Genomic DNA, 25,399 nt, shown 5'->3' with positions numbered 1-25,399 from the left:
CGGTGTTTAAAATAAAACAGCTACCTCAAGATTAACCAGCAGTATTCACTAACATGTAACATCCACTCGTAAAAAAGAGGAGCATAATGAAACATAGATTAAGCTTTGGTTACTTTACCTTGCTCGCTGAAAACATAGTTGAAGTTATTATTGATGAAGGTATTGAATTATCTCTTGAAATGATTGAAGAATGCGATGTGTTTTTTAAAGCACATATATTTGGTCATTTTGGCATGCTTATTAATAGAGTTAATGAATATACTTTTAGTTATGAAGCGAAACTATCTATAGGATCTTATGAAGGCTTAAAAGCTATTGCTTTTGTGTATTACTCAGATGAAAGTAGAATTAATGTTGAAGAGTTAAATGATATTCGTGCAAACGACAAATGGAATAGTCGCACCTTTTCAGGCTTAGAGCTCGAGTGGCAAAAAGCGGTGCAATGGTTAAAGCATGAATTACTTATAGGCGACCAGCAAGTCGCCGGTTATAGATGATACTTTTTAAGTCAGTAATTGTTGAATAAAGTGATGTAAAGGTAAAGGTTCAATAGAAATAAACTTACCTTGAAAAAAAGCAAACCACTAGGTTTGCTTTTTTATTTTAGCTTAATGTAATACGTGAAATGTTAAGCCATTAGTTGGCTTATTTTGCATCAACATATTCGAATATTTTAAACACGCGGTTAACCCCACCAACATTACGGGCAATATCTACTGCGCTAGTTGCTTGTTCTTTAGTGACTAAGCCCATTAAAAATACTTCGCCGTTTTCAGTTACGACTTTAATATTCGTAGCATCGAGTTTGTCTGTACCAAATAAAGAGGTTTTTACTTTAGATGTCAGCCAAACGTCATTAGTTTTTGTCGTAAAAGACGTTGTGTTACTGATGCGAATTTGGTTATGTAGCTGCTTAACGCCATTAACTTCGTTTATCGCTTTAATTGCTTGGTCACGTAAATAGCTATTAGGCGCTTGGCCTACTACTAATACACTACCGTTAACACTGATCACTTGCAGATTAGTGTTATCGCTTAACGCATCACTTTTACTGAGCTTTGCTTGAGCATCTATCTCAATTTTTTGGTCGTCTATTTGATTACCCAAAGAACGATTGTCGGTTGCCACACTTGCACCACCGACAACACCAACCACAGCCGCAGCAACACAACCTTGTAACAATATTGCTATGCTTATTGTGCTGATAATTGATTTCATAGCCATATTAACTCTCAGTTTGTGGAAACAATGTTGTATCTATAATGTCACATAAACAATGAATAACCACTAAGTGAACTTCTTGTATACGTGCTGTTCGACTTGAAGGAACACGAATTTCAACATCGTTTTCACCTAACAAACCAGCAATATCACCGCCGTCACCACCTGTGAGGGCAATAATTGGCATATCACGCGATACGGCTATTTCAATTGCTTTAATTACGTTACGAGAGTTACCACTGGTAGAAATAGCAAGCAACACATCACCGTTGTTACCAAGCGCACGTACTTGCTTAGAAAAAATTTCATCGAAATGGTAGTCATTACCAATAGAGGTAATAGTTGAACTGTCAGTCGTTAGGGCAATGGCTGGTAACGGTGGACGTTCAGTTTCGTAGCGGTTCAATAGTTCTGCTGAGAAATGTTGAGCATCTCCGGCTGAGCCGCCGTTTCCACAGGCTAAAATTTTATTTCCGGCTAATAGACTTTGTACCATCGTCATTCCGGCTTGCTCAATTGGCCCTGCCAATAATTCGCTGGCGGCAATTTTTGTTTGTATGCTTTCAGTAAAATTACTTTTTATCCGTTCTAACATGGTGGACTTAACTCCGTTGTTTATTTCTTAAAAGGCGTTGGTTAAAAAATATTGCTCAAAAGGCATTTTTAAGCCAAGTAATGTCTGGGTTATTCAATTCACCTTGCATCGCGATTACATCGAATCGACAAGGGGTATTATATTCATTTAATCCGGCTTGTTGCAGATAAAATGCAGCACATTGTTTAATTTTTTGTTGTTTTTTAATTGAAACCGCTGCAATAGCGCCACCAAAATGTGAATTCTTACGGTATTTAACTTCAACAAACACCCAAATGTCATTCTCAGTCATGATGAGATCAATTTCGCCGCGGCGATTTTGAAAATTACATGTTTGTAATTTCAGCCCCTGCGTAATTAAATAATTAGCGGCTAATTGCTCACTATTTTTTCCTGTAGTGACTGTATTGGTTTTGTTAGTCCATAGCAAATTCTTGCACCTTGCTGCGACTGTATTTTCCCCAAATTAAACTACGGGTTAAAATGTTGTCTTTGCCCAATTGTAATATCCCAGTTTGACCATAATGTCGCACATAAGTTTTATTTTGCATGGCAGAAATTTTATCGACTAAGGTTAGGCTGTCAAAACCCATGGCAAATATGGTTTGTAAGCTGTCACTTCGGTTCGGCCAAAGTTTCTTAGCTTGTGCAGCTAAAACTTTATTTTGTTGTTTACTGCGCAATTGCCAAGGCATTTCAGTAAAGGCTAAGCCAGATAAGTCACGATTGTCACTTTTATCGATTTTAGTACTGTGGCTACGCGAACTTGCAAATACCGGAATAATGTCTGCAAAAGGGCTAATGTTTACGTCTATGTAGGGTTTTAGTAACTTAGTCTCTAGCGGTAAACCCACCACGTAAATCATGTCGATATCACGACGGTTACGAAATTCACTTTTAATCGAATATTTAATGTGTCGGTTTAAGTCTTTCGTGCGTTGCTGACTTAAATCTACACCTAAGCTGGCTTTAATTTGGTTCTGCATTTTAGCGTCGCTATTAAAAAATACCGTTTCTGGTGTTTTACCAGTTATATGCTGCCACTGTTGGCTAAAGGTTTGAGCAATACGGCGGCTGGCGCTGTCTTGGTGACTTAATATAATGGGTTGTTGATACTGCTGGCGACTCAATGTTGTTGCTGCTTGTATCGCTTCTTCTTCAGGGCGCATTGAAAGTGCGACTTGATGCGGCAATAATTCAACACTTGCTGGCAAGTTAAGTAGCAGGGTAGGTATTGTAATTTCAGTTTGCGCTAAGTAACTGCTGACATTTTGCTTAAGTAGCGGGCCAATAACATAATCTATGTTAAGTTCGAGTAACCTTGCGTTTAACGTACTCATATCTAAAGTAGTTGAGTCAATAAAATGTAAGGTTTTACCGCTTTCAATATTATAAGCGGCAAGTATACCTTGCTGTACAACTTTGCCTGCACGTTCTTGTTTACCTGAAAGCGGAATTATAGCGGCTATATTTTCAATTTCATTATTTAGTACAGGCTCCTGCTGATTCAAATTAGCCACAATGTATTGTGCAGGGTGAGTGCTAAATTCTCGTTGCCATTGGCTTAAATAACGTTTGAATTTAGTATCATCATGACCAAATTTATTAGCAAAAGTGATCAACTTACTCCAACCTTTAATATTAGGCGGAGACATTTTAACTAATTGCTGAAGCTGCCAAGGAGACAATTGGCAAAACTGCTGCCAAATGAGTTCAATATCGTTGTCGGTTGCTTGCGTATTATTTGCAAAAGCTTTTAGGTTTGCATCAAGGGCGGCAATAGGTAAATCTCTGAGTGTTTGCACACTTGCTAAGGTTTGAAAATAGTCAACACGGTAAGCCAGTTTTTCTGTTGCTCTAATTTTTTCGCTGTTTTCAAGTGCTAGGTAGGCCTTGTGGTTTTCTACTAAAGCTAAATAACCTTTAGCTTCAATAATAGCTAAGTGATATTGCTGCGCAGGAGAAGGTGCTAACGCTGCAAGTTGTTTAGCTAACCAAAGTGCTTTGTGAGGCGCTTCTTGAGATAAATATAGCTCGCTTGCACTTAATAACGAAGAAACGGCTTCGTCTTGCTGATTTGAAGAAACTTGCTTCCACGCTTGATCTACTAATTGCTCTGCGGTTAGCTTTTTTTCAATCGCTTGCACCACGTCAGCTTTTTTATTGGCTGACTTTATTGGTTTACTTTGTTTCGTTGTCGAACAACTGGCGAGAATAACCACAGCAGCAAAGGCAAAAAAGCCGCTTTTATAAGACGAAAACCATTTAGTAAGTGTCAAAGTTAATAAATCCATACTTTTTAATAGTGCTTTATAATAAACTTCATCCTCTTCAGTCTCAACACAAGTATTTTATAATGTCGGATTTTCAAATTCAGCCTAGCACTTTATATATTGTTGCTACACCTATTGGCAACCTCGGCGACATTAGCCAACGGGCGCGAGATATACTCGAACAGGTTGATATCATTGCCTGTGAAGACACACGTCACACGCAACGTTTGTTATCTGCATTTTCGATAAAAAATAAAACCATGTCGATGCACGACCATAACGAGCGCCAACGACAAGAACAAATTGCTGCTTTATTAACAGAAGGTAAAAGTATTGCCTTAGTGTCAGACGCCGGAACACCGTTAATTAGCGATCCAGGATTTCATTTAGTTAGGCATTGTCGCCAGCAAGGCTTAAATGTTTCTCCTATTCCGGGCCCTTGTGCTGCTATTGCCGCGCTTTCAGTTGCCGGGTTACCAACCGACCGTTTCACATTTGAAGGTTTTCTGCCGTCAAAATCAGGCGCTAGACAATCAACATTGACCGAATTAGCCAACGAATCACGCACACTAGTTTTTTATGACGCTCCACGCAGGGCTATTGATACTGTTGAAGATATTGTCAAAACCCTTGGCGGTGAGCGCTATGTAGTAATGGCACGTGAATTAACAAAAACCTTCGAAACTATTCACTCAGACACCGCAGATAACCTGTTAACTTTTCTTCAGGCAGATCCAAACCAACTGAAAGGTGAAATGGTGTTAATTATTGAAGGTAAGAAAATTGATCCTAATGACATTCCCGCTCACGTGGTTGCAACCTTAAAGTTACTATTAACTGAAATGAAACCTAAAAGGGCTTGTGCTATCGCCGCTGAAATTCACGGCGTGAAAAAAAATGCCTTGTATGACTACGCGCTTGCCATGAAAGAGTAACCTTTAGCTAATATCTATAAGTTAATATCAATAGGTTTTATGCTGTAATTACTAACGTCTTGACCAAGATCTTTTATTGCCATAAAGCCTTTTCTGCTTTTTAGTCTTTGTAAGTAAGCAAGTGTTTGCGGTTTATATTGTGCTGCTAAACCAAGTAACTCACCTAAATACAACGCATAACCAACACTAATATCGGCAATGGTAAACCTGTTGTCGACTAAAAAGTCATTGTTTTCTAAATGGCTATTCAAGCGTTTTAACCGTGCTAAATACCAAATGGCGTAGTCTTTAACCACTTGAGGTTGCTGGCGCTCAGCTTGTTCAAATTGGCTATATCGTAGTACTAAAGTTTGTGGGAAAGTCAGCGTAGCGTCACTAGAAAATAGCCAGTTGAGATAATTGCCATATTCTGGGTGCGCTACTGTTACACTTAAAGCACTTTTTTTATAACGCTCTGCAAGATATAACAAAATAGCACTAGACTCTGTCAGCGCGGTATCGCCATCTTTTAAAAAAGGCACGGTACCCAAAGGGTTAATCGCTAAATAAGACTTTTCTGAAAGTCGGGGCGGAAACGATAAAGTATGCAGCGTGTAGTCTAATTGCATTTCTTCTAAAGCCCATAAAGCACGCAGTGAACGGGTATTATGACAATGCCAAAGTTCGATCATCAAGAAATCCTAAATTATTTTTTAAAAGACTATAGCAGCAAGCAACCTCTTCACGATATTTAATTTAGACCTAAAGCAAAATATGGGGTAGAATGCGCGCCGAGTTGACGAGACAATCGCTGCTTTATCGTTGTATCACTTATTTTATAAGGGGTAGACAGATAAGGGAGAGGAAAGTCCGGGCTCCAATGAGCAGGGTGCCAGGTAACGCCTGGGGGGCGCGAGCCCACGACAAGTGCAGCAGAGAGAAGACCGCCGATGGTTGTTCTTAGGAACTTCACAGGTAAGGCTGAAAGGGTGCGGTAAGAGCGCACCGGATTGCTGGTAACAGTAATTGCAGGGTAAACTCCACCCGGAGCAAGACCAAATAGGGTTTCATGACTAGGTTAACGCAAGTTAGCATAGTATAAGCGTGGCTCGCGTGGAAACCGGGTAGGTTGCTTGAGCCTTAGAGCGATTTAAGGCCTAGACGAATGATTGTCACTTTTCTTCGGAAGAGATACAAAACCCGGCTTATGCGTCAATCTCACCAATTATAGATACCGCTTGATTATTTAAACGTAATCAAGCGGTTTTTCTATATCTAAGGGCTAGATTTTTATTTTAGCTCTATAGCTTATTATGATCGGCTCTAAAATCAGTTAATGTGTATCTGACCCTACTTAACCTGAACTCTGGATAAGCAGCACTTGCTCAATGCTCCCTTTTAAGCCATTTTCTGCGTTAAAACGTCGATAAATAGCGCGCTATTCATAAACGTTTTGCCTTGGAAATGGCATAAAATGAAGCATTGATGATATCTATTCGTGATGTTCACTTGGCTATAGTATTTACTTTATTACCTAAGCTTTTGGTTCACTTGATTTTCAAGCACTCATTATCCAGAGTTCAGGTTACTTATTTACTTTTTCTAAAAGAATAATTTGAGATTTATCCTCACGTAAAATGTCATAAATAACATACGGGCTTTCTTTCCCGCCTATTTGGGTAACAATGCTGCCAACAGGGAGTTGAGCAAATTGCTCTTTATGACCAGAAGATAAATTATATCTCATTATTTTTGGTCCTTGCCTTGTGTATACAACATAATACAGCCAATCTTTTGTGAGCATTATGCCACCTTGAACTAATGCGGCATTCAAGGTGCTTAGATTTGCAATACTGTATGTTTGTGCTGATGAGTCTTGTCTCATTAAGTGTCCATTAGACATATCTACGTAGGTTATTTCATTTCCTGTTATTGATTCTTCAGCATAGACACCAGCATTTATCACCAGTTTAATTAACTTTCCTTCAGCTAAGCTAAGTTTAGTCAGGGTGTATTGTTCTTGGTCTTTAATGCTTAAATAGATTGAGTTCATTGCTGGAGACCAGTGAAGTATATGTGCATTAGGAGGCACAGTGTAACTTACGTCTACCTGCTGGGATGCAAGATCTAAAATTAGCAGTTGTTTGTCTTTATTGCTGTTATCTAAAAAGGCTAGTTTGTTATTGTCTGGCGACAATAGAGGTCTGCCTAAACTATTCGCTTTTAACTGAGTTAGTTGCTGAGATATTGTTTGTTGATGTTGCCATATTTCAAAAGCACCTGAACGGTTTGATACTGAATAAAATGTTCGTTTTTCAGGCGAGTAAATCGCATTAAAATCTAGCGAATTACTGTTAAGCATTGTTGGGGTCGTATCTATGCCGATATTTTCTATAGCAATGTTTCTATGCCAATTTTTATAAACTATTTTTGATTTATCAGAAGTAACAGCAATATCAGATTGAAATTCGCCTTTAATATTTTCTATTATCTGAGTTTTTTCTCCAGAATCTAAGTTCATCAACCAAATAGAAAACTGCCCATCTTTTTTGCCTGATATCAGTAATTCTTCATTCGAAATAGCGATGCTCATAATACTATGAAAAGTCGAATTAATGGCTTTTACTGATTGCTCCTCAATATTGTAGCTATTAAGTTTAGTGCTACCATCAACTAGTTTTTCGACAAAAAATATAGTTTTACCATCAGGGCTAAACTTAGGCATTCTTTGATTGTTATTAGATATTGCTAAGGGTTTTAGTTCGGCTTGTTCTAATGGCACTAGCGCTAACTCAATTTTTCTACCGTTTCTGTATGCGATAACTGCCTGAGTTTCTGAGGGTGAGATATCAAACGAATATATTCTTGATGGCTGATCTAATAGCGATTTATTCTGACCTGTTAACATGTCATGCTGAATTAACTGACACGCCCCTCTTGTGCATTTTAAAAAATAAAAGGCTTGGCTCTTTTTACTCCAGGTTGGAAACCTGTGTTCTACATGTTGTGCAGAGATTATCGTTTTTTTATTGGTTTTTAAGTCCATCAACGCCAATGTGTTAAATTCAGCATTGTAGGCTGCTGAAGAGACAAATAGCATTTTATCTTCGGTTTGATTTAAAGCGGGCATTTCAGCATAAGAATCAAAATTAGTTAACTGACTTGGCCTATAATTATAATCTCGCCAGTTAGTTTGACTTTCTACAAAATAAAAGTGATTAAACGTTAAGCTTGCTATGATCGTGACTACAATAATTACTAGGACTAACCACTTTATATGCCAACGTTGCTTTGTAGAAGCATCAACGATGAGGGGCTGAATGTCTTGAGTTTTTTTTGTTTTGTTGAGCTTTAGTGGCTCTTCTAATGGATAAATAAAACAATAGCCTTTACGTGCTATTGTTTCGATGAATTTCGGGTGTTGAGCGGAGTCATTTAAAATTTTTCTTAATTCGAAAACGGCGCGAGTAATAACATCATTGCCAACAACAGTTTCTGACCATAATGACTGCGCGATAGTTTCTCGACTAACAACTTGCCCTTGATGCTTCACTAAAAAACATAAAACCTCCATGATCTTAGGTTCTACTTTGTAAACTTTGTCATTTAACTCTAGTTTATTGTGTGCTGGTTGTACCCAAAATTCTGATAGTTTAAAACTATCCATTTAATCATTTTCCTTGTTAATTTACTGTTTTTAAATAACAAATATATTCATCATAACTTCATAATGACAAAATCATTGTTCTGTAGCAACCGATTGTTTACAAAATACGCTGAAAATATGTATCAAGTTATTTTGGAACAAAAAGGAAAGTGGTTATATGAAATTTATAAAAAAAATAATCGGAAGTAGCATTGCTATCGCTGTTTTAAACAGTGCCAGTGCAAGAGCAGATGTTATTGATATTGAAATAATTGGGCAAGGAACCATACGCTCTGTTGAAGCAAGTATTGATTGTACAGAAAGTTGCAGTATAGATAATAAATCGCAAACCAATACCTTAGTTGCACAAGCTGACACTAATTGGAAGTTTAATGGCTGGAGTGGCCAACAATGTGACGCGGGTAATGGCGTTATAGTAAATCCTAGCCAATTGGGGTTAGTTGGCGCATCAGGCGGGGCGAAAACACTTGATAGTGCAGATATTAATGGCGATGGGTTTTCTGATTTAGCGATGATCAGCTTGTTTGATGGCAAGGTATCTACATTAACTAATGATGGAGCAGGTCGGTTTGCTAAAAAAGAAGTTGTTTCTAACTTAAATTATCCTTCAGCTTTAGCATTTTATGACTGGGATAACGATGGTGATCAAGATTTAGTTGTGACTGTTTTTGGCAGCCGAAAATTAAAGTTATACCTCAACGATGGCAACGGTGAGCTTACCTTTAGCGACGATATTGTTATTGGTAATATTAGACCTTACGCAATTGCCGTGCTTGACATTAATGACGATCAAGCGCCAGATTTAGTGGTTTCTTCGTTTTCAGCAGACACCACTGGGGACTTATTTGCGTTAGTAAGCAGTATAGGTGAAGCCAAGACTGAAGTTTATTTAAATAATAATAATACTTTTACACTAGATAAAACCCTTTCTAATAATGCAGCTATAACATTAGATGCATACCTTGATGCCGACTCTTCTTTAGTGGTTGCTGCTGCTGAAATTGTAGAAAAAAATATAGCGGTCTATCAAAACTCAGCTCGAACGGTTCTTGATGCTAGTGCATCGAGTTATGGTGTAGCGTTTGGCGATATTGATAACAATGGCACTATGGACCTATTAGCCGCTAACTACCGTCCTGCAAGCTTAGCTTTGTATATCGATCAAGGAAATCAAAACTATTCACCTGCGCAAATTATTGCTAATCCTGACGACGGAGTTACCGCCACGGCAATTGTAGATATAGATGCCGACGGCTATGCAGATATCGCGACGGGTGAGTTTAATGCTTTGCAGTTCTACTATTTTAAAACGCTTAGTTACTCAGACTGTATTGTCAACCAAGGCAGTAACATTTCTTTAACAGCAGAGTTTATTCAAGCAACTTCTTCTACGCCGGCACCGACACCTGCGCCTACACCTACGCAGCCAGAAGAAACTAAGAGCAGCTCTTCATCAGGGGGAGGTTCAATGTCATGGTTCTTGTTGCTAATTGTGGCGATTTCGTTAAATCAAAGATTAAGATTTACGCCGTAGTTCAATTGGTAAAAAACTGTGGTGCTTAAACGGTAGAAGTTAGAGGCTAGAAGTTAAAAGCGAAAAGTTAGCAGCTATAATGGCTAACTTTTCGCTCTACCACATTAATTTGATTAAGGGCCTCGATAGCTATATCTAGGCCTTTTTGTGTATAAACCTGACAAGTAATAATGAGAACTAATTTTTAATGAAGCACGCGTAATTGTTTGTCCCATTTACTAAATTGCCAATTCAAAATACTGCCATTTGCCTCACAACAGTCGCATTGCCAATGAATTAAGCTAGGAGCTTGGTAATTTGCTTCAATGCTTCCTTCACAATTAAGGTTTTCAGCTCGAGTAGCGCATTTTAAATCTATTTCTACTAATGGTTGTTCTATCTGCTCAGTAACTGCCAACACTATTTTACTAATGAAATTGAATACTGTTCTTGCTTGAGCAGTTAAGGCTAACTCGTTGCCATTTTCGTCAAGAAATTGTTTTAAATCTACTTTTAAGGTCAATTTTTAATGTCACATTCTAAAGTTGCTTTGTAATATAGGTATATTAATGTAAATAACTGATAGAAAGAACTGCATTATTACTGATGTTATATTTTTAAAGCGAAGCTTAAGGTGAAATACTGACATAGTTTAATGATACCGACACCACGGCTCATAAGCACTTAGCTGAAGTAAACTGCGTATAACTATTTTTGGTGATGTATAGAATATATACAGAATAAAACTTAAGTTATACTCCAATGTGCCGATACCGTAGACACGTTTTTGAAAATACGAGGTTATTTTTATGAGCTCTCCTATAAAGCCTAATGATACATACAGCCAAGAGGTTAGACCGTTAGCAAAAACCCCCGATAGTGCTGACAATAAAGCGGTTGATAAATCGCTATCAGAGCCTGCGCAAGATAAAAAAGTTACCGCATCGCCTGACTCAATTTCATTAAGTAGTAAAAAACAGCTCAACGCAGCCATTATAGAATCTTCACTAAAATACAGTACAAGCGTTGGTGATCAGCCGCTGGCATTAACATTAAAAGCAGCGTTACAAGGAATAAATGAAGCACTGCAAGCTTCAGGTATTGAAAACAAAGTTGAAGAGACCTACGAGTCAGGTGCTGATTTCAGCCCTGAAGCAACCGCTGAACGCATTGTTTCATTTAGCACCCAGTTTTTAGGCGCTTTTCGCGAACAAAATCCTGACATGAGTGAAGAAGAGTCACTAACCGCTTTTGTAGATATTATTAGCAGCGGTATTGACCAAGGCTTTGATGAAGCGAAAGAAGTTTTAGGCGGCTTAAAAGTATTAGAAGGTGAAGTGTCTGAAACTATTGATAAAACTTATGAACTCGTGCAATCAGGGATACAGGCTTTTGTTGATGCCTTAAAAGCTAAAGATGAGCAAGAAACTGAAACGAAAACTGAACTAGAAAGCTAAACTTTTAAACTAAACCTTCAAGGCAATGACAAGCTAAAAACAAGTTAAGAACAAGTAAAAAAAGCGATTAAAAGTTATTATATCGCTGCGCTAGCTTAACTAGCGCAGCGATAATCAAAGCGATACTTATTTACATATTGTCGTAGTTACAAAAAAAGCTATGTTGGGTATTCATCAAAGTTTTCTGCTTGTTTGCCATCTTCGAACCAACAAGGTCGCTCTGTCCAAAAAATATTGGCTGCTGGTCGTATGCCAGGGTCGCCATTAACATAACCCGCAGGCACAATTAAAAATGCACCATCTCTACTAATATAGGGCACTTGGGAGCCACATTCACTACAAAAACAATTACTAAATCGTTGCGCGTCAGGTAAATCAAAGCGTTTGATTAACGCTTGCCCTGAGTGCCACTGAATTTTTTCCGGTGTAGTAAACATTAACGCGGCAAATGCTGAGCCTGTTTTTTTCTGACACCTGTCACAGTAACATTGATAAAACTTATTAAAAGGTCCTTCAACTGTACTCGACACTTTTTTGCACAAACAACTTCCACTGATTTTTATTGTCATTATTTAATTTACTCTTTAATGTTAAAAACTTTCTTTACTTATCAACAGCGAGTAGATGCTAAAGCAATGGTTACGTAAGGCATATTCCTTAAGGCGTATAACTTAACTACCTTTGCAATTAATTTGGTAAAAAGCTTCGTATGATAATTTTTTAAAGTTAACCTAAAACATCATCTTAACTGATCTTTTATTCATCGTTATCTGTATGACTAAACAACTGTGTTTTTATCACACTATACCAAGGTGGTGTTTAAGGTAACAGTGAAAAGCATAGATCTTCAAACGAATAGATTTAAGCTTCAAAATATAATGATCAGCTGTTCTTTTGTTGCATGTATTCATAATATGAAACCAACAAATAACTTTTTATATCGTTGTTTAAGTGACAGAATACTGTTTGCAAGTAGCTAATACTCGCAGAGCGGTTATAGCGATTAGAATTAAAATTAACGCTATAGAAATAATATAATCTATAGCAATACAAAAAAAGACGAGAATATTTATGTTAATTAACACCATTACTAAAGCTTTAAAAGCTGTTGTTATTCCTTTGCTGTTGGGCTTTCCAATTGCTGTAATTGCTTATCGAATGGAATTATGGCCAATGGCAACGTCTTTTCAAATTATTAAATATACCGGCTATGCCAGTATTGCCGTATTAGTAATCGCGTTATTGCTTGGTCTATTTACCTTGTTCAAGAAACAATATCCGTTGGCAAAACGCTGTGCTGTTATCGCTATATTATCAGCAATACCGGCTATAGCTTTATCGATGCAGGCGGCGAAAGCAAAATCATTACCTTTTATCCATCAGGTAACTACAGATACGGTTAATTTACCTAAATTTGACGCTATTATTGCGCTTCGTGGTGACAACAGTAACCCATTAACTTATGACCAAGCGAAGCTTGCGCCGATGCAATTGGCTGCTTATCCAAAATTAAAACCGATTATCAGTGAATTAGATAAAGACCAAGCGTTTGCTAAGGCTGAAGACATTGCATTGAGCTTAGGTTGGGATGTTGTCGCGAAAAATGAACAGCGAGGACTTATTGAAGCGGTTGATACCACAGCTCTGTGGGCATTTAAAGACGACATTGCTATTCGTGTTCAAACGGTTGGGGCAACTAGTGTTATCGATTTACGTTCAATCTCGCGTGTTGGTGGTACAGACTTAGGTGCTAACGCCGCTCGTATAGAAAAATTTATTGCCGCCTTCTCTAACCAGTAACCTCATTACTCATCTTAAGTTTAATCAACAAAGTTGAGCAAGCCATTTTCTTGCTCAACTTACATTGTTAATAATGCCCTGATATTGATTACATTAATGTGTATCTGACCCTACTTAAGGAAAGATATAGAAAAAACAGTATCGCTTAAAATTAATTATGCAGATAACAAGTCAAAGCAGTAATTAATGTCGACATTCATCTTAAATGAAAAATTAACAAAAATAATGAGTGTCAACTTATAAACTGTTGCCTATACATTGTTGCCTATATATTAGTAATTAACGAGAAACTTAATTAAAAAAGCCGAGTAAGAAAAACTTCTTACTCGGCTTAATTTACTCTACTTATGGTTTACTTACTTGTTGGTAAATAACCTATCGCGTTAGTCTTCTTCAACTAAAGTCATAAGTGATGTGTTACCACCTGAGGCCGTAGTATCAATACTCACGGTTTTTTCAGTTAACAAACGTTGAATCAAGCTATCAAAGTACTCTGAGCTGATCACCGGCAAAATTGCACCTTCACGTTCAGCAAGTTTTTCACTGATGTAATGTTTACGATCACAGTTACTGTCGACTACCACACCGGCTAAAGCAGGATGCGATAACATGGTTGATAAATGACGCAAGCGCGCTACTTGGAATACACCTTCTTCAACGCCAGTAGAAAGAAACTTATCTCTAAAGGCGATAGCTTCATCGTAGTACAAGTCTGATACAACACTTACTACGGTATTACCCGTAGCTAATGCCGTTACAATTGAAAGTACCCAGAAGTGAAAGCTTACGGTTGCATCGGCAAAACAAATGATATTACCGCGGTTTTCTAAATACAGAATATTAGACTCACCTGTTGGGCCTGGCAAGAACGTTGGCTTTTTCATGCGCTTTTCAATATCAATTAACTGTGAACGTGCTGATGTTAACGTACTATTTAAATCGTCTGCTAAATCATCAACAATGCCAACATGGGCAATTTTTGCCAGTAATTGGCGCACACATGAAATACGGGTGTTTAACTCTGTTAAACGCCAGTTTTTCTCGGCTGCATTCGCTTTGTCCATAAATAGTATTGATTCGGCATCTGACTTGTTGTCGCCGTCTAAGGCTTCTACCTGCGAAGGTAACAAGTTAAATTGTTCAGCGTCAGGCGTTGCTTTTTCGATTACCAAACGGGTTAAGTAATTTGGTCCACCTGCTTTAGGACCTGTACCTGAAAGGCCACGACCACCAAAAGGTTGAACACCAACAATTGCACCAATCATGTTGCGGTTAATATATACGTTACCTGCACGTGATAGTTTAGCTAAATCAAAAGCGCGGTGTTCAATACGAGTATGAATACCCATAGTTAAACCAAAACCAGTACCGTTAACCTTATCAACTACTTGCTCTATTTCGTCACCTTTAAAGCGAACTATGTGCACGCATGGGCCGAAGACTTCTTGTTTTAGAACATTGATGTCGTTGATTTCATATAAGCGAGGAGCGAAGAAGAATTGCTCGTTGCTTGCTACGTCGTCTGCAATTTTGCATTGGTATAATAGCTTGCCATGCTTTTGCATATAGTCGCTATGAGCGTTAAGTGATGCTAAGGCTTTTTCGTCAATTACCGGACCAATATCTGTGCTTAATTGCGCAGGATCGCCAACATGCAATTCAGCTAATGCACCGGTTAGCATGTTAATTACACCGTCAGCAATATCTTCTTGTAAAAACAATACGCGCAGTGCTGAACAACGTTGACCTGCTGATTGAAACCCTGAAGAAATAACATCGTCTACTACTTGCTCAGGTAGAGCAGTTGAGTCAACGATCATACAGTTTTGACCACCTGTTTCCGCAATTAACGGTACCTGGTCACCGCCTCGGGCTGCTAGAGTTTGCGAAATAATGGTGCCGGTTTGTGTAGAGCCAGTAAACATAACGGTTTGTACTCGCTCGTCAGGTATAATTACGCTACCTACTTCACTACCACGAGCGATAACCGCTTGTACAACACCTTCAGGCAAGCCAACTGATTTCATTAACTCTATGGTGCGAAGCGCAATTAAGCTGGTTTGTTCTGCTGGTTTTGCTAAAACCGTATTACCGGTTGCAATAGCAGCAGCAACTTGGCCTAAAAATATAGCTAATGGGAAATTCCATGGGCTGATACATAGTACTACACCACGCGCTTCCAGGCGTTCATCAGCAGCAATCTCAATCGCTTTTTCAGCATAGTAGCGACAAAAATCTACCGCTTCGCGCACTTCGTCAATGCCGTCTTGGGCAATTTTACCGGCTTCTTTAATACACAATGCGATCAGTTCGTCGGTGTGTCGTTCAAGAATATCGGCAACACGGCATAATAAAGCAGCACGTTCAGCAACCGGTGTTTGTGACCACGAAGGAAACGTTGCTTGTGCAGTATCAATCATGGCTAACATGGCATCTTTATCGTGATGCTGATGAAAACCAATTATTTCACTATGATTCGCTGGATTTTTTACTGCAACTGCGCCTGCAGGAATATCGCTAGCGTTAAGTTTATTATTTTCAAACCAGTTGTCTAACGCGGCTTTTAATGGCGTTATAGCACTGATATCAGTTAAGTCTAAACCTTTAGAGTTATCGCGACCTAAGCCTTTAGGGTCATGGTATAACGCTATCGGTTTAATAATTTGTTGGTTGTACTTATCTTTTAAGCGTTGAGTTTTTTCTACTGGGTCTTCAAGTAATGACTCAACCGGCTGAGACTCGTCTACAATGGCATTTACAAACGATGAGTTAGCGCCATTTTCTAATAAACGACGTACTAAATAAGCCAATAAATCTTCATGATGACCTACAGGTGCGTAGATACGACATTGAATACTTTCCAGCGACACAATTTGGTCGTATAACGAGTCGCCCATGCCGTGTAAACATTGAAATTCAAAGCCTTCTTTATCATCGCCAGCCAATTCAACAATGGTTGCTGCACTGTAAGCATTGTGTGTAGCAAATTGCGGGTATATGGTATCTCGGTATTCGAGTAATTTATTGGCACAGGCGTGATATGAAACATCCGTTGATGACTTACGTGTGAATACTGGAAAGTGCTGATGACCATCTTTTTGGGCATTTTTAATTTCAGTGTCCCAGTAAGCGCCTTTTACTAAACGCACCATCATTTTACGGTCAACGCGTACTGTTAAATCGCGTAGCCAATCTACTACAAAAATAGCGCGCTTTTGATAGGCTTGTAGTGCGATACCAAATCCGCCCCAATCACCTAAATCACTGTCGCTAAATACCGCTTCAATAATATCTAGTGAAATGTCTAAACGCTCAGACTCTTCTGCATCAACGGTTAAACCTATATTGTATTGTTTTGCTTGTAAGCATAATGCCTTTAATTTTGGCACTATTTCAGCCATTACACGTGCTTTATGAGTGAACTCGTAACGCGGGTGAATGGCAGAAAGCTTTACTGAAATGCCCGGTACTTTGCGCGGATCGTTTTTACCTGAAGCAACGGCTACTTTACCGATAACGTCGATGGCATCTTGGTAAGCTTTTAAATAACGCTGGGCGTCTTTCATTGATCTGGCGCCTTCGCCAAGCATATCGTATGAATATACGTAACCTTTTTGCTCTTTATCTGCAGCACGCTCTGTTGCTGCAGTAATGGTTTCACCCATGACAAACTGTTTACCCATTACTTTCATGGCGTAATTCATTGATTTACGAATAACAGGTTCGCCTAGGCGGCCAATCGTTTTCTTTAATAACCCAAAACGTGCTTGCTGGCGTTTATCGGCATAATTAACCATAGTGCCGGTAATTAATAGTCCCCACGAAGATGCGTTCACAAATAAAGAGTCACTGCTGCCTAAATGACTGCTCCACTGTCCTTGTGAAATTTTATCGCGAATTAAGGCATCTTGTGTGTGTTTATCAGGCACGCGCAATAATGCTTCGGCCAAACACATTAACACTACACCTTCTTCACTTGATAATGAATACTCATTTAATAAAGCATCTATTGCGCCGTTGCCAGACTGATCATGGCGTATTTTTAATACCATTTTACGTGCACGTTCCCATGCACGACTACGGGCGCTAACATTAACTTCAGCAAGGGGTAAAATATGATCTACCGCTGTATTTTCATCAATTCGATAAAATTCACGAATTTTTTGACGAATAGGGCAATCTGAGATAAATGAACCATTAAAAAGCATATGCTTTTCCTCAAAGTGACTAACGAATAGCCTGGTAATCGTTAGCGATAGTTACAATAGAAATAATTCGTGCATTCTAATGAAAACTTAACCGTATGTGCTAGTTAAATTTTAGTTTTAAACCATTTTAAATAGTGCAAAAATTTCATATCACCAAATAAAATACGTTTAGGCTGTATTCAATGTTATAGCTGTATTTCCCCAGCATAGAAAAACTATTGAACCGTTAGGAACTTAATGGAAATATTTTATATATTTGCATTTAATATTAAGTAAATGATGGAAGTTTAAATATAGGTTAATAACGTTAGAAATAAAGCATAGGTTTAGCTAGGTGTTTGGCTAAAATTTATCGTAAATTTAAGGGAATCGCTTAGGGCAGTTGCAAGGGCCATAAAAAACAAAGTAGCCGCTTGCTTTAAGGGCTTTTTCAATTATGTATCTTTCTTAATTTCCTGAAAACTTAGCTGCAGTGAGCCAAAGCCTTGTATAACCATAAGTTGTAGAGAAATCCCGCTTCATTTTAACGCTACTCTTCATTACTTTTGAAATACTATTATTTTGAATAGTGCCTGATAGGTTAAGTAACCAGAATATGGTCGAAGCCCCGTTTTCATGCACTATAATTGCTTTGTCCACTAATGTTGCATTGTAGGTAAAGAAAAAGGTTAGATATATTTTTGTACGTTATCGTGATGATTAAGTTTTTAAAAAGCAATAACTGTAAAACGAATAACTGTAAAACGAATAGGTGTGAAAATATCATTGCACCAGAAGATAATTGCATTCACGTCAAGACCAGCCTAGTGCTTAATTTGTAATAATTTATAGCATTGAATATTAGTAGCTGTAGGTAACATTACACATAAATTGTGTCATTAGGTATTAGAAGCGTATGTAAGTCAAAACCTGTTTATGACTATCGCTAATGGTTGCACATACACCTCTTGGTAATAACGATTGGTAATAATTTGCAAGGGTGGTGCTGGCGTGTTCATGACGTTGATGCTATGACGTCTTTGCTGCGTCTTAGCTATTTTTCCTTACTTCCTTTTCTCTTTCACTGGTCATTAATTTTTCGCCTTCAGTGTTAATTCAAGCTAACTAAAAATACTAGCGTTTAAATGCTGATATAAAATAGGTAGAGGTGCTTGAAGGTATCGCTAACATCAATACCTGTAATGTAATTATGATTTTTATATTAAGCCGTTTTATTAGTACCTTTACTTAAATATATTTTAAATATTGAGCCTTCAAGTAAAAGTTATACCAGTTTCTTGGGTCCTTCTTATGATTATTGGTAATAACAATTATCTTGTTTTTTTGTTGTCCTGGTTAGCTTGCTTAATTGACATTGTAATGTTAATTGGTTAGATTTGAATCAAGTTGTGGTAAATGGGTTTTACGTTTTAAGCAATAAAACTAAAAAAATAGATAAATGGAACTTGGGGAGAGTGACGTGAAATTGAATAAAATTAGTAACGTGCTAAGAGTAAAAGGGCTTAATGCTAAGGGTAAATCTGCACTATTAAGCTCTGCATTGGTTACTTTATTATCAGCACCTGTTTATGCACAAGAGCAAGAAAGTACTAGTGAAGCGGCGAAAGAAAGTAGCATAGAAGTTATTGAAGTCAGCGGCATGCGTGGAACTATGACACGCTCGCTTAACGAAAAGAAAAATACAACCGCCATTGTTGATGCTATTGCTGCTGCAGACTTTGGTGATTTACCCGGTTTATCTTTAGCAGATATTATCGAAAATATTTCAGGCGCCTCTAGCCATCGATTAAAAGGTAGCCAAAACGAAGTGTCTATACGTGGTTTAGGCTCTTACTGGGGCTATGCAACGTTTAACGGTCGTACTATTACTAATGCGGGTACCGGGCGTGCAGTAAACTTTAAAAAATTCCCTTCAGATTTAGTTGATAAGGTCGTTATTTATAAATCGCAACAAGCCGATTTAGTTGAAGGTGGTACATCAGGCACCATCGAAGTAGCAGCATTACGTGCTATTGATTACGGAAAAAACGAAACTACCGTTGAAGCAACGGGAATATATAATTCATATTACGGTGATGTAGATGGCGCAAATGTTAACCCGTGGGGTAATAAGTTTGTTATTTCTACCGTTAGAAGTTGGGAAACAGAAGACTTCGGTAATATGGGTTTTACGTTAGGCGTTGTTTCATCTGACGACTCAAACCCGGAAGAAAATTACGGTGGTAGTTCTCAAATGCAAGCCTGTGCACTTAAAGATTCTTCTGGCAATACAATTGTGCCAGATGAAAACGAGTGTGATGATGGTAACCAAGCAGTTTCTAGTGGTCGTCAAGGCTCAAGTCCACAACTTGGCAAAGACACTAATCTTTCAGACTTTGATCAAAGCTCAATTTTCTACGTACCTAATGATGCCTACTGGCGTACCGGTGAAGATGAAGACTCGCGCACCAGTGTAGTTGCAACTTTTCAATGGCAGCCTAACGATCAGTGGGATATTAACCTTGATTATCAAAACTCACGATTAGAATATACTGAAGAACGTATGGAATTTGGTATTGATAATCGTCGCAGAAAATTAGCCGACCATATTATTGCTGATGATCATACCTTGCTATATGCAACCGGTGAAGCTAAGCCTCAACTTTTAGGTGAGAGCCGAAACCAAGTAGATGATTATGATGGCGGTGGTATTAACTTTGAATACTACCCTACAGATAACTTAAAACTGGCGGCAGACTTTTCATATTCAAAGTCATACCGATACAGAGTTCGTCATCGTTCAAAGTTTAAATCAGAAAGTCGCTATCAATACGAGTTTGACGCGCGTGACACTAACGTTCCAACACTTACCTGGTTAGATAACAACAGAAATGGTGTTGGTGATGCGGGTTACAATGCATCAGAAGTGTTTGATCCAAACAATGTGCAGTCATTTTTGAGTGCCGATGGTGGAGCATATGCTGAATATCGTCGTGCCAATGATGAGCGAGAAGATAAAATTTTAGCGTTTAAGTTTGATGCTGAATACACGCTTGATCATGACATTTTTGCCAATATTAAAGCTGGTGTTCGTTTTTCAAAAGAAAACTTAATTGATGAACAAACTAACGATGTTTCTCTTCGCTTAAGTGATGGTAGCCAAAAAACGGGCTCAACTGACACTGAAGATGACAACTGGGACGAAAATAATGTTGCCAGTTACTTAGCATTAACTGACGGTATTGTGAGTAATTGTTTTAATAACCACCAAAACGACAACTTATTTGATGAAGAAGGTGGCGGCCCAGGCGATTTTGTTACTTACGACGCCAAGTGTTTTATTGGACAAATGTTAGGTCAAATTCCAGGAAATAACGGCGATACAAGCTTTTATGATATTGGCGAGCGTAACGATAAACGTGACGGCGCTGACCGTATTGTAGAAGAAAAAATTAGCGCTATTTATGCCATGGCTGATATCGATACTCAATGGGGCGATTATCCGGTAACGGGTAATATAGGTGTGCGTGTTGTTAAAACTGAAACACATTCTGACGGCTACGGTGATAAAGTTTTTATTACTACCGCTGAAGACGGCACTTTTGTAACAGAAATAAACACCACAGGCGAAATTGAAGATGTAACGCTAGACTCAAGTTACACCGAAGTGCTGCCAAGCTTAAACTTAACCTTTCAGTTAAACGACGAATGGTATTTGAAAACCGCACTTTATAGAGCTATGTCACGTTTTCAAATGAATGCTATGTCGGCAGGGGTAAGTTATGACATTTGTACTTCGTCAAGCGAAGATGAAAGTTGTAATAATAATTACTTAGAATCTATTACCAGTGGTTCGGCTAACGGTAATCACATGAAACCTTATTTATCTAATAACGTTGAGGTTTCACTTGAATATTACCCAAGTAATGATGCAGCCGTAACCTTAGCTGTTTATAACAAAAGCTTTACGGGTGGTTACGAGACGGTACAAGAAGATAGAGATATAATAGTTTCACTTGACGGGGAAGACACAACATTCCCAGATGTAACACATTCAACGGTACAAACATCGAACGACTCTTCAACTATTCGTGGTGTTGAGTTAACGGCTCAAAAACACTTTACAGAATTACCAGGAATATGGAGTGGTTTAGGTGCGAAAATTGCCTATAACTATGCAGACTCAGACTTTGTAACACCAGAGCCAGGTAGCCCAGGTTTAGTGGCTGATGCTAACTTATTTGGCTTCTCTAAAAATGTAGCCTCTGCTTCTGTTTACTGGGAAGGTGATAAACTTTCAATGCGCTTGCTTTATAAGTATCGTTCAAAGTATTTTCAACCGAATAACTTGCCATTTCCATCACGCTCGCACCGTTATGTGCAAGACAGTGATTACGTAGATTTTAACATTAAATATAAAGTGTCAAAGCAGGTATCAGTATCTTTAAAAGCACTTAATATTTTAGATGAGCCACAAGTGATGACCCGTGGTAACGACTCTACAATATCGGATTACTCTCGCTCAGGACCTAAATTTTATTTAGGTGTTAAAGCTAAGTTTTAATGTGTTGTAAGTTATAAATAGTAAGTTATAAAAAAGCCCTGTTTACATAAGTAAGCAGGGCTTTTTATTATGAATAACGTCCAACTTTATAGTAACCGCACGCTTCATAAGCCATAAAAACTTTATTGTGATCCAGACTTAGCCATTAGTAAAGCCTCAACTTTAATGCTCAAGCTTCATGCTTATAGCCCTTTTTTGATCTCTTCTGTTACTTCGCTCGTATAAAAATTTTTAAGCTTAAGAACTTGAACAATGAAGCGTACTCTGTATTGGATGACAAAAGATCTGCGTATTAGTGACAATGCAGCATTTAATTTGGCTAACCAAGCTGAAACATTACTTTGCGTATTTGTAGTAGATAAACAGTGGTTTGAAGCCAGCAACTTTCAATCAAAACATTTAGGTAACGCTAGATGGAAATTTTTACAAGGATGCCTAGATGACCTTGATCAACAATTAAAAGCACTGGGTCAGCAATTGTATATCGTATATGGCGATAGCTTAACTACCTTATGTCAGCTTTGCGATAAATATCAAATTACAGACTTTATCACCACGCGTTTACCAGGTACCTATGAAAATAGAGTGATTAGCCAGTTCAGAGAAAACCAGCCTCAAATAAGTGTTAATTTGGTAGAGCAATTTACCTTATTCTGCGAAAAATCATTGCCTTTTGAACTTGAAAACCTACCTGAAAGTTATTCGAAGTTTAGAAAGATATTACCTGAGACCAGTTCGATAGATCTGCAACCTGTTATTGAATTTTTACCTAACAAGTTTGAATCATTGCCTGAAATGTCAAACTTTAAGCCTAGCTGGTTACCTGTAATAGCATTTAACAACAAGCAAGGGGCTAAGTTTAATGGTGGCGAGCAATCTGGTCTAAAACACCTTCAACAATATTTCGCATCTACTTTACCGTCAAGTTACAAGCAAGTTCGAAATAGCTTAGCGGGATGGGAGAATAGCAGCAAGTTATCAGCTTGGTTAAGTTATGGCTGTATATCTGCCCGACAAGTAGTTAATTATATTAAACAATACGAGCTACTTAGTGGTAAAAATAGCTCGACAGAATGTCTGTATTTAGAAATATTATGGCGAGAGTACTTTCAATGGCTACATTTTAAAGTGGGGCCGAAAATGTATCAATTTAAAGGCATTTCAGAGCAAAAACCGCTTACTATTTACTATGCTGAACGATTTAATAAATGGTGTTTTTCAAATACTCCTAGCAGTTTAATCAATGCGTGTATGAACGAACTGCGACTCACAGGATATTTAAGTAATAGAGGTCGCCAAATTGTTGCCAGTTACCTTGTAAACGAATTAGGCATTGATTGGCGATATGGTGCTGCCTGGTTTGAAGAACGCTTGATAGACTATGATGCTGCGGTTAATTGGGGTAATTGGCAATATATCGCCGGTGTTGGCGCTGATCCAAGAGGAGGTCGCCATTTTAATATAGAGAAACAAAGCGAAATTTTTGATCCCGACCGAGTCTATCAGGCTGCGTGGACAGAAAATATCGAAACTTCTCGCTGCCAAACACTAGACTCTGTTGATGCCTCAGATTGGCCAATACAAGCCAAGCATAGTCATGGCAACTGAAATGCAGTTAGTTAATGGCGCCCAAACACTACAAGAAAATGTGCACAAAGACAGCGTTAACATTGTTTGGTTAAAGCGTGATTTAAGACTAAGCGATCACGAACCTCTTGCAGAATCTACGCAAGCGGGGTTAACACTTTTATATTACGTATTTGAACCTTTATTAATCGATGATCCTCATTATGAAGAGCGACATTGGCGGTTTATTTGGCAATCAATTCAAGATCTCAATATTCAACTATCGCCATATAACACTAGAGTTTATGTTTATTATGGTGATGCAATAGATGGCTTGAATGCAATTCAGAAAATTTTTAAAGTGGCGAATTTATATAGCCATGAAGAAGTAGGGCTATTATCTACCTTCAACCGAGACAAAGACGTAAAAAATTGGTGTAAAACACAGAATATTACTTGGTTTGAAAGTGCCACAGGTGCAGTAATGCGCGGTATGAAAAATAGAAACCAATGGGATAGTCATTGGCAAACAATAATGAAAGCTGAGTTGAGTCAGGCTGTTTTATCATCAACAGGATTAGTGAGTGCTGAAAAGCTAGCAAGCTTGCCCGAATTTATTTTACCTGTTTCATGGACTCAGTCGAACAAGTTTATGCTAAAGGGCGGTGAAATATGGGCGCGTAAAATGTTGCAATCATTTTTTGCTGAGCGTGGCAAAAACTATCAATATGATATTTCGAAACCACATGAAAGTCGTAAAAGTTGTTCACGTTTATCGCCTTATTTAGCTTGGGGAAATATCAGTGTACGGCAGGTTTACCAAAGCATTTTAGTGAAAAGAACTGAAAAGGGCTGGAAACGCTCTCTTGATGCAGTGGCTTCTCGCTTGCATTGGCATTGTCATTTTATACAAAAATTTGAAAGCGAACATCAAATGCAATGGCGCCCCGTTAACAAAGCTTATAGCGAGTTAACCTATCCTAAAGTTCATCTTGGCCTTACTATTGAAGAGCGACTAATAAAATGGCAACAAGGTGAAACCGGCTATCCGTTAGTCGATGCATGCATGTTATGTCTAGTAAAAACTGGCTATATAAACTTTAGAATGCGAGCAATGTTAGTTAGTTTTCTATGCCACCATTTATTACTTGATTGGCGTTTAGGTGTTACTCATTTAGCCAAGCTATTTCTCGACTTTGAGCCAGGTATTCATTATCCACAATTTCAGATGCAGTCAGGGGTAACGGGTACTAACATTATTCGAGTCTATAACCCCGTAAAGCAGTCATTAGAAAAAGATACACAAGGCACATTTATTAGAACATGGTTGCCGAGTTTATCTGAAATACCAAATGAAATGATCCACACACCTTGGGACTTAACGCCTATGGAACAACAGCTTTATCAGTGCCAATTAGGCGTAGATTATCCGTTGCCTATCATAGATATAAACGAAGCTGGGAAAATTGCTCGCGACTTGTTATGGAGCTTTCAAAAGCGAATAGATACAAGTAAAGAAAGCCAACGTATTTTATCAAAGCATGTGCGTAGAACTAAAAAATCGAGTAAAGCATCGCTATTAACAAAAGGCAAGAAAGACAAAAAAGATAAAAAAGCGATGAGTTAGAGAGAGAAAACATCA

At 38.2% G+C, this 25,399-nt stretch carries 17 protein-coding genes and 1 other RNA gene; 9 read left to right on the top strand and 9 right to left on the bottom strand.

From position 1 onward, the window contains the following. Positions 1 to 86: 86 nt before the first annotated feature. Positions 87 to 497: a hypothetical protein gene (locus AC27H3_RS13525; protein WP_085305952.1), complete on the top strand. Its 411-nt coding sequence runs from the start codon at positions 87 to 89 to the stop codon at positions 495 to 497. Between the two features lie 148 nt (positions 498 to 645). On the opposite strand, the gene dolP is transcribed toward AC27H3_RS13525, so the two are convergent. The 4 genes from dolP to AC27H3_RS13505 are packed head-to-tail and all read right to left on the bottom strand — an operon-like array spanning position 646 to position 4,095. Continuing rightward, positions 646 to 1,224 carry a division/outer membrane stress-associated lipid-binding lipoprotein gene (gene dolP, locus AC27H3_RS13520; RefSeq protein WP_233131448.1) on the bottom strand — a complete coding sequence of 193 codons (579 nt, stop codon included), beginning with the start codon at positions 1,222 to 1,224 and terminating at the stop codon, positions 646 to 648. A gap of 1 nt (position 1,225) precedes the next feature. After that, complete coding sequence (locus AC27H3_RS13515) at positions 1,226 to 1,816, bottom strand: phosphoheptose isomerase (RefSeq protein ID WP_085305953.1); 591 nt, start codon at positions 1,814 to 1,816, stop codon at positions 1,226 to 1,228. Positions 1,817 to 1,871: 55 nt separating this feature from the next. Beyond that, positions 1,872 to 2,246 carry a YraN family protein gene (locus AC27H3_RS13510; RefSeq protein WP_487106958.1) on the bottom strand — a complete coding sequence of 125 codons (375 nt, stop codon included), beginning with the start codon at positions 2,244 to 2,246 and terminating at the stop codon, positions 1,872 to 1,874. Further along, positions 2,233 to 4,095, bottom strand: coding sequence for a penicillin-binding protein activator (locus AC27H3_RS13505; RefSeq protein WP_487106957.1), 1,863 nt, complete (start codon positions 4,093 to 4,095; stop codon positions 2,233 to 2,235). Before AC27H3_RS13505 ends, AC27H3_RS13510 begins: the two co-directional genes overlap by 14 nt. A gap of 77 nt (positions 4,096 to 4,172) precedes the next feature. Here AC27H3_RS13505 and rsmI point away from each other — a divergent pair, with 77 nt between their 5' ends. Beyond that, the gene (gene rsmI, locus AC27H3_RS13500) at positions 4,173 to 5,024 is read left to right on the top strand and encodes a 16S rRNA (cytidine(1402)-2'-O)-methyltransferase (protein ID WP_487106956.1); all 852 of its coding nucleotides are present in this window, start codon (positions 4,173 to 4,175) and stop codon (positions 5,022 to 5,024) included. 14 nt (positions 5,025 to 5,038) lie between these two features. Here rsmI and AC27H3_RS13495 read toward each other — a convergent pair whose 3' ends face one another. Then, on the bottom strand, positions 5,039 to 5,695 hold the full coding sequence (locus AC27H3_RS13495) for a glutathione S-transferase family protein (protein WP_487106955.1): 657 nt from the start codon (positions 5,693 to 5,695) through the stop codon (positions 5,039 to 5,041). A 100-nt stretch (positions 5,696 to 5,795) separates the two neighbouring features. On the opposite strand from AC27H3_RS13495, the gene rnpB reads away from it, so the two are divergent. Further along, positions 5,796 to 6,228, top strand: an RNA gene (gene rnpB / locus AC27H3_RS13490) — RNase P RNA component class A. 360 nt (positions 6,229 to 6,588) lie between these two features. Here rnpB and AC27H3_RS13485 read toward each other — a convergent pair. Next, entirely contained in the window at positions 6,589 to 8,670 is a 2,082-nt protein-coding gene (locus tag AC27H3_RS13485) for a winged helix-turn-helix domain-containing protein (RefSeq protein WP_487106953.1), read from the bottom strand. Between the two features lie 157 nt (positions 8,671 to 8,827). On the opposite strand from AC27H3_RS13485, the gene AC27H3_RS13480 reads away from it, so the two are divergent. Further along, entirely contained in the window at positions 8,828 to 10,204 is a 1,377-nt protein-coding gene (locus AC27H3_RS13480; protein WP_487106951.1) for an FG-GAP repeat domain-containing protein, read from the top strand. A 184-nt stretch (positions 10,205 to 10,388) separates the two neighbouring features. Here the strand turns inward: AC27H3_RS13480 and AC27H3_RS13475 are convergent, their stop codons facing one another. Beyond that, positions 10,389 to 10,706, bottom strand: coding sequence for a hypothetical protein (locus AC27H3_RS13475; RefSeq protein WP_487106949.1), 318 nt, complete (start codon positions 10,704 to 10,706; stop codon positions 10,389 to 10,391). Between the two features lie 286 nt (positions 10,707 to 10,992). Between AC27H3_RS13475 and AC27H3_RS13470 the strand changes: the two genes are divergently transcribed. Then, complete coding sequence (locus tag AC27H3_RS13470) at positions 10,993 to 11,640, top strand: DUF5610 domain-containing protein (protein WP_487106947.1); 648 nt, start codon at positions 10,993 to 10,995, stop codon at positions 11,638 to 11,640. 158 nt (positions 11,641 to 11,798) lie between these two features. Here AC27H3_RS13470 and AC27H3_RS13465 read toward each other — a convergent pair whose 3' ends face one another. Continuing rightward, positions 11,799 to 12,209: a GFA family protein gene (locus AC27H3_RS13465; protein WP_487106946.1), complete on the bottom strand. Its 411-nt coding sequence runs from the start codon at positions 12,207 to 12,209 to the stop codon at positions 11,799 to 11,801. A gap of 502 nt (positions 12,210 to 12,711) precedes the next feature. Here AC27H3_RS13465 and AC27H3_RS13460 point away from each other — a divergent pair. After that, a complete protein-coding gene (locus AC27H3_RS13460) occupies positions 12,712 to 13,440 on the top strand; it encodes a DUF1499 domain-containing protein (RefSeq protein ID WP_487106944.1) in 729 nt (242 codons plus the stop codon). A 383-nt stretch (positions 13,441 to 13,823) separates the two neighbouring features. Here AC27H3_RS13460 and putA read toward each other — a convergent pair whose 3' ends face one another. Then, positions 13,824 to 17,648 (bottom strand): bifunctional proline dehydrogenase/L-glutamate gamma-semialdehyde dehydrogenase PutA, encoded by a 3,825-nt coding sequence (putA, locus tag AC27H3_RS13455; protein WP_487106942.1) that lies wholly within the window; start codon positions 17,646 to 17,648, stop codon positions 13,824 to 13,826. A 1,459-nt stretch (positions 17,649 to 19,107) separates the two neighbouring features. Between putA and AC27H3_RS13450 the strand changes: the two genes are divergently transcribed. From AC27H3_RS13450 to AC27H3_RS13440, 3 genes are all read left to right on the top strand, one after another. Next, positions 19,108 to 22,191, top strand: coding sequence for a TonB-dependent receptor (locus AC27H3_RS13450; RefSeq protein WP_487106940.1), 3,084 nt, complete (start codon positions 19,108 to 19,110; stop codon positions 22,189 to 22,191). A gap of 252 nt (positions 22,192 to 22,443) precedes the next feature. Further along, positions 22,444 to 23,799, top strand: a complete 1,356-nt coding sequence (locus AC27H3_RS13445) for a DASH family cryptochrome (RefSeq protein WP_487106939.1) — start codon at positions 22,444 to 22,446, stop codon at positions 23,797 to 23,799. Next, positions 23,789 to 25,384, top strand: coding sequence for a cryptochrome/deoxyribodipyrimidine photo-lyase family protein (locus tag AC27H3_RS13440; RefSeq protein ID WP_487106937.1), 1,596 nt, complete (start codon positions 23,789 to 23,791; stop codon positions 25,382 to 25,384). Before AC27H3_RS13445 ends, AC27H3_RS13440 begins: the two co-directional genes overlap by 11 nt. Positions 25,385 to 25,399 lie beyond the last annotated feature (15 nt).

It is taken from the genome of Colwellia sp. NW0002-52-1 (assembly GCF_057550865.1).
The sequence above is the reverse complement of the archived record's forward strand: the minus strand, read 5'-3'. Positions and strand labels throughout refer to the sequence as shown.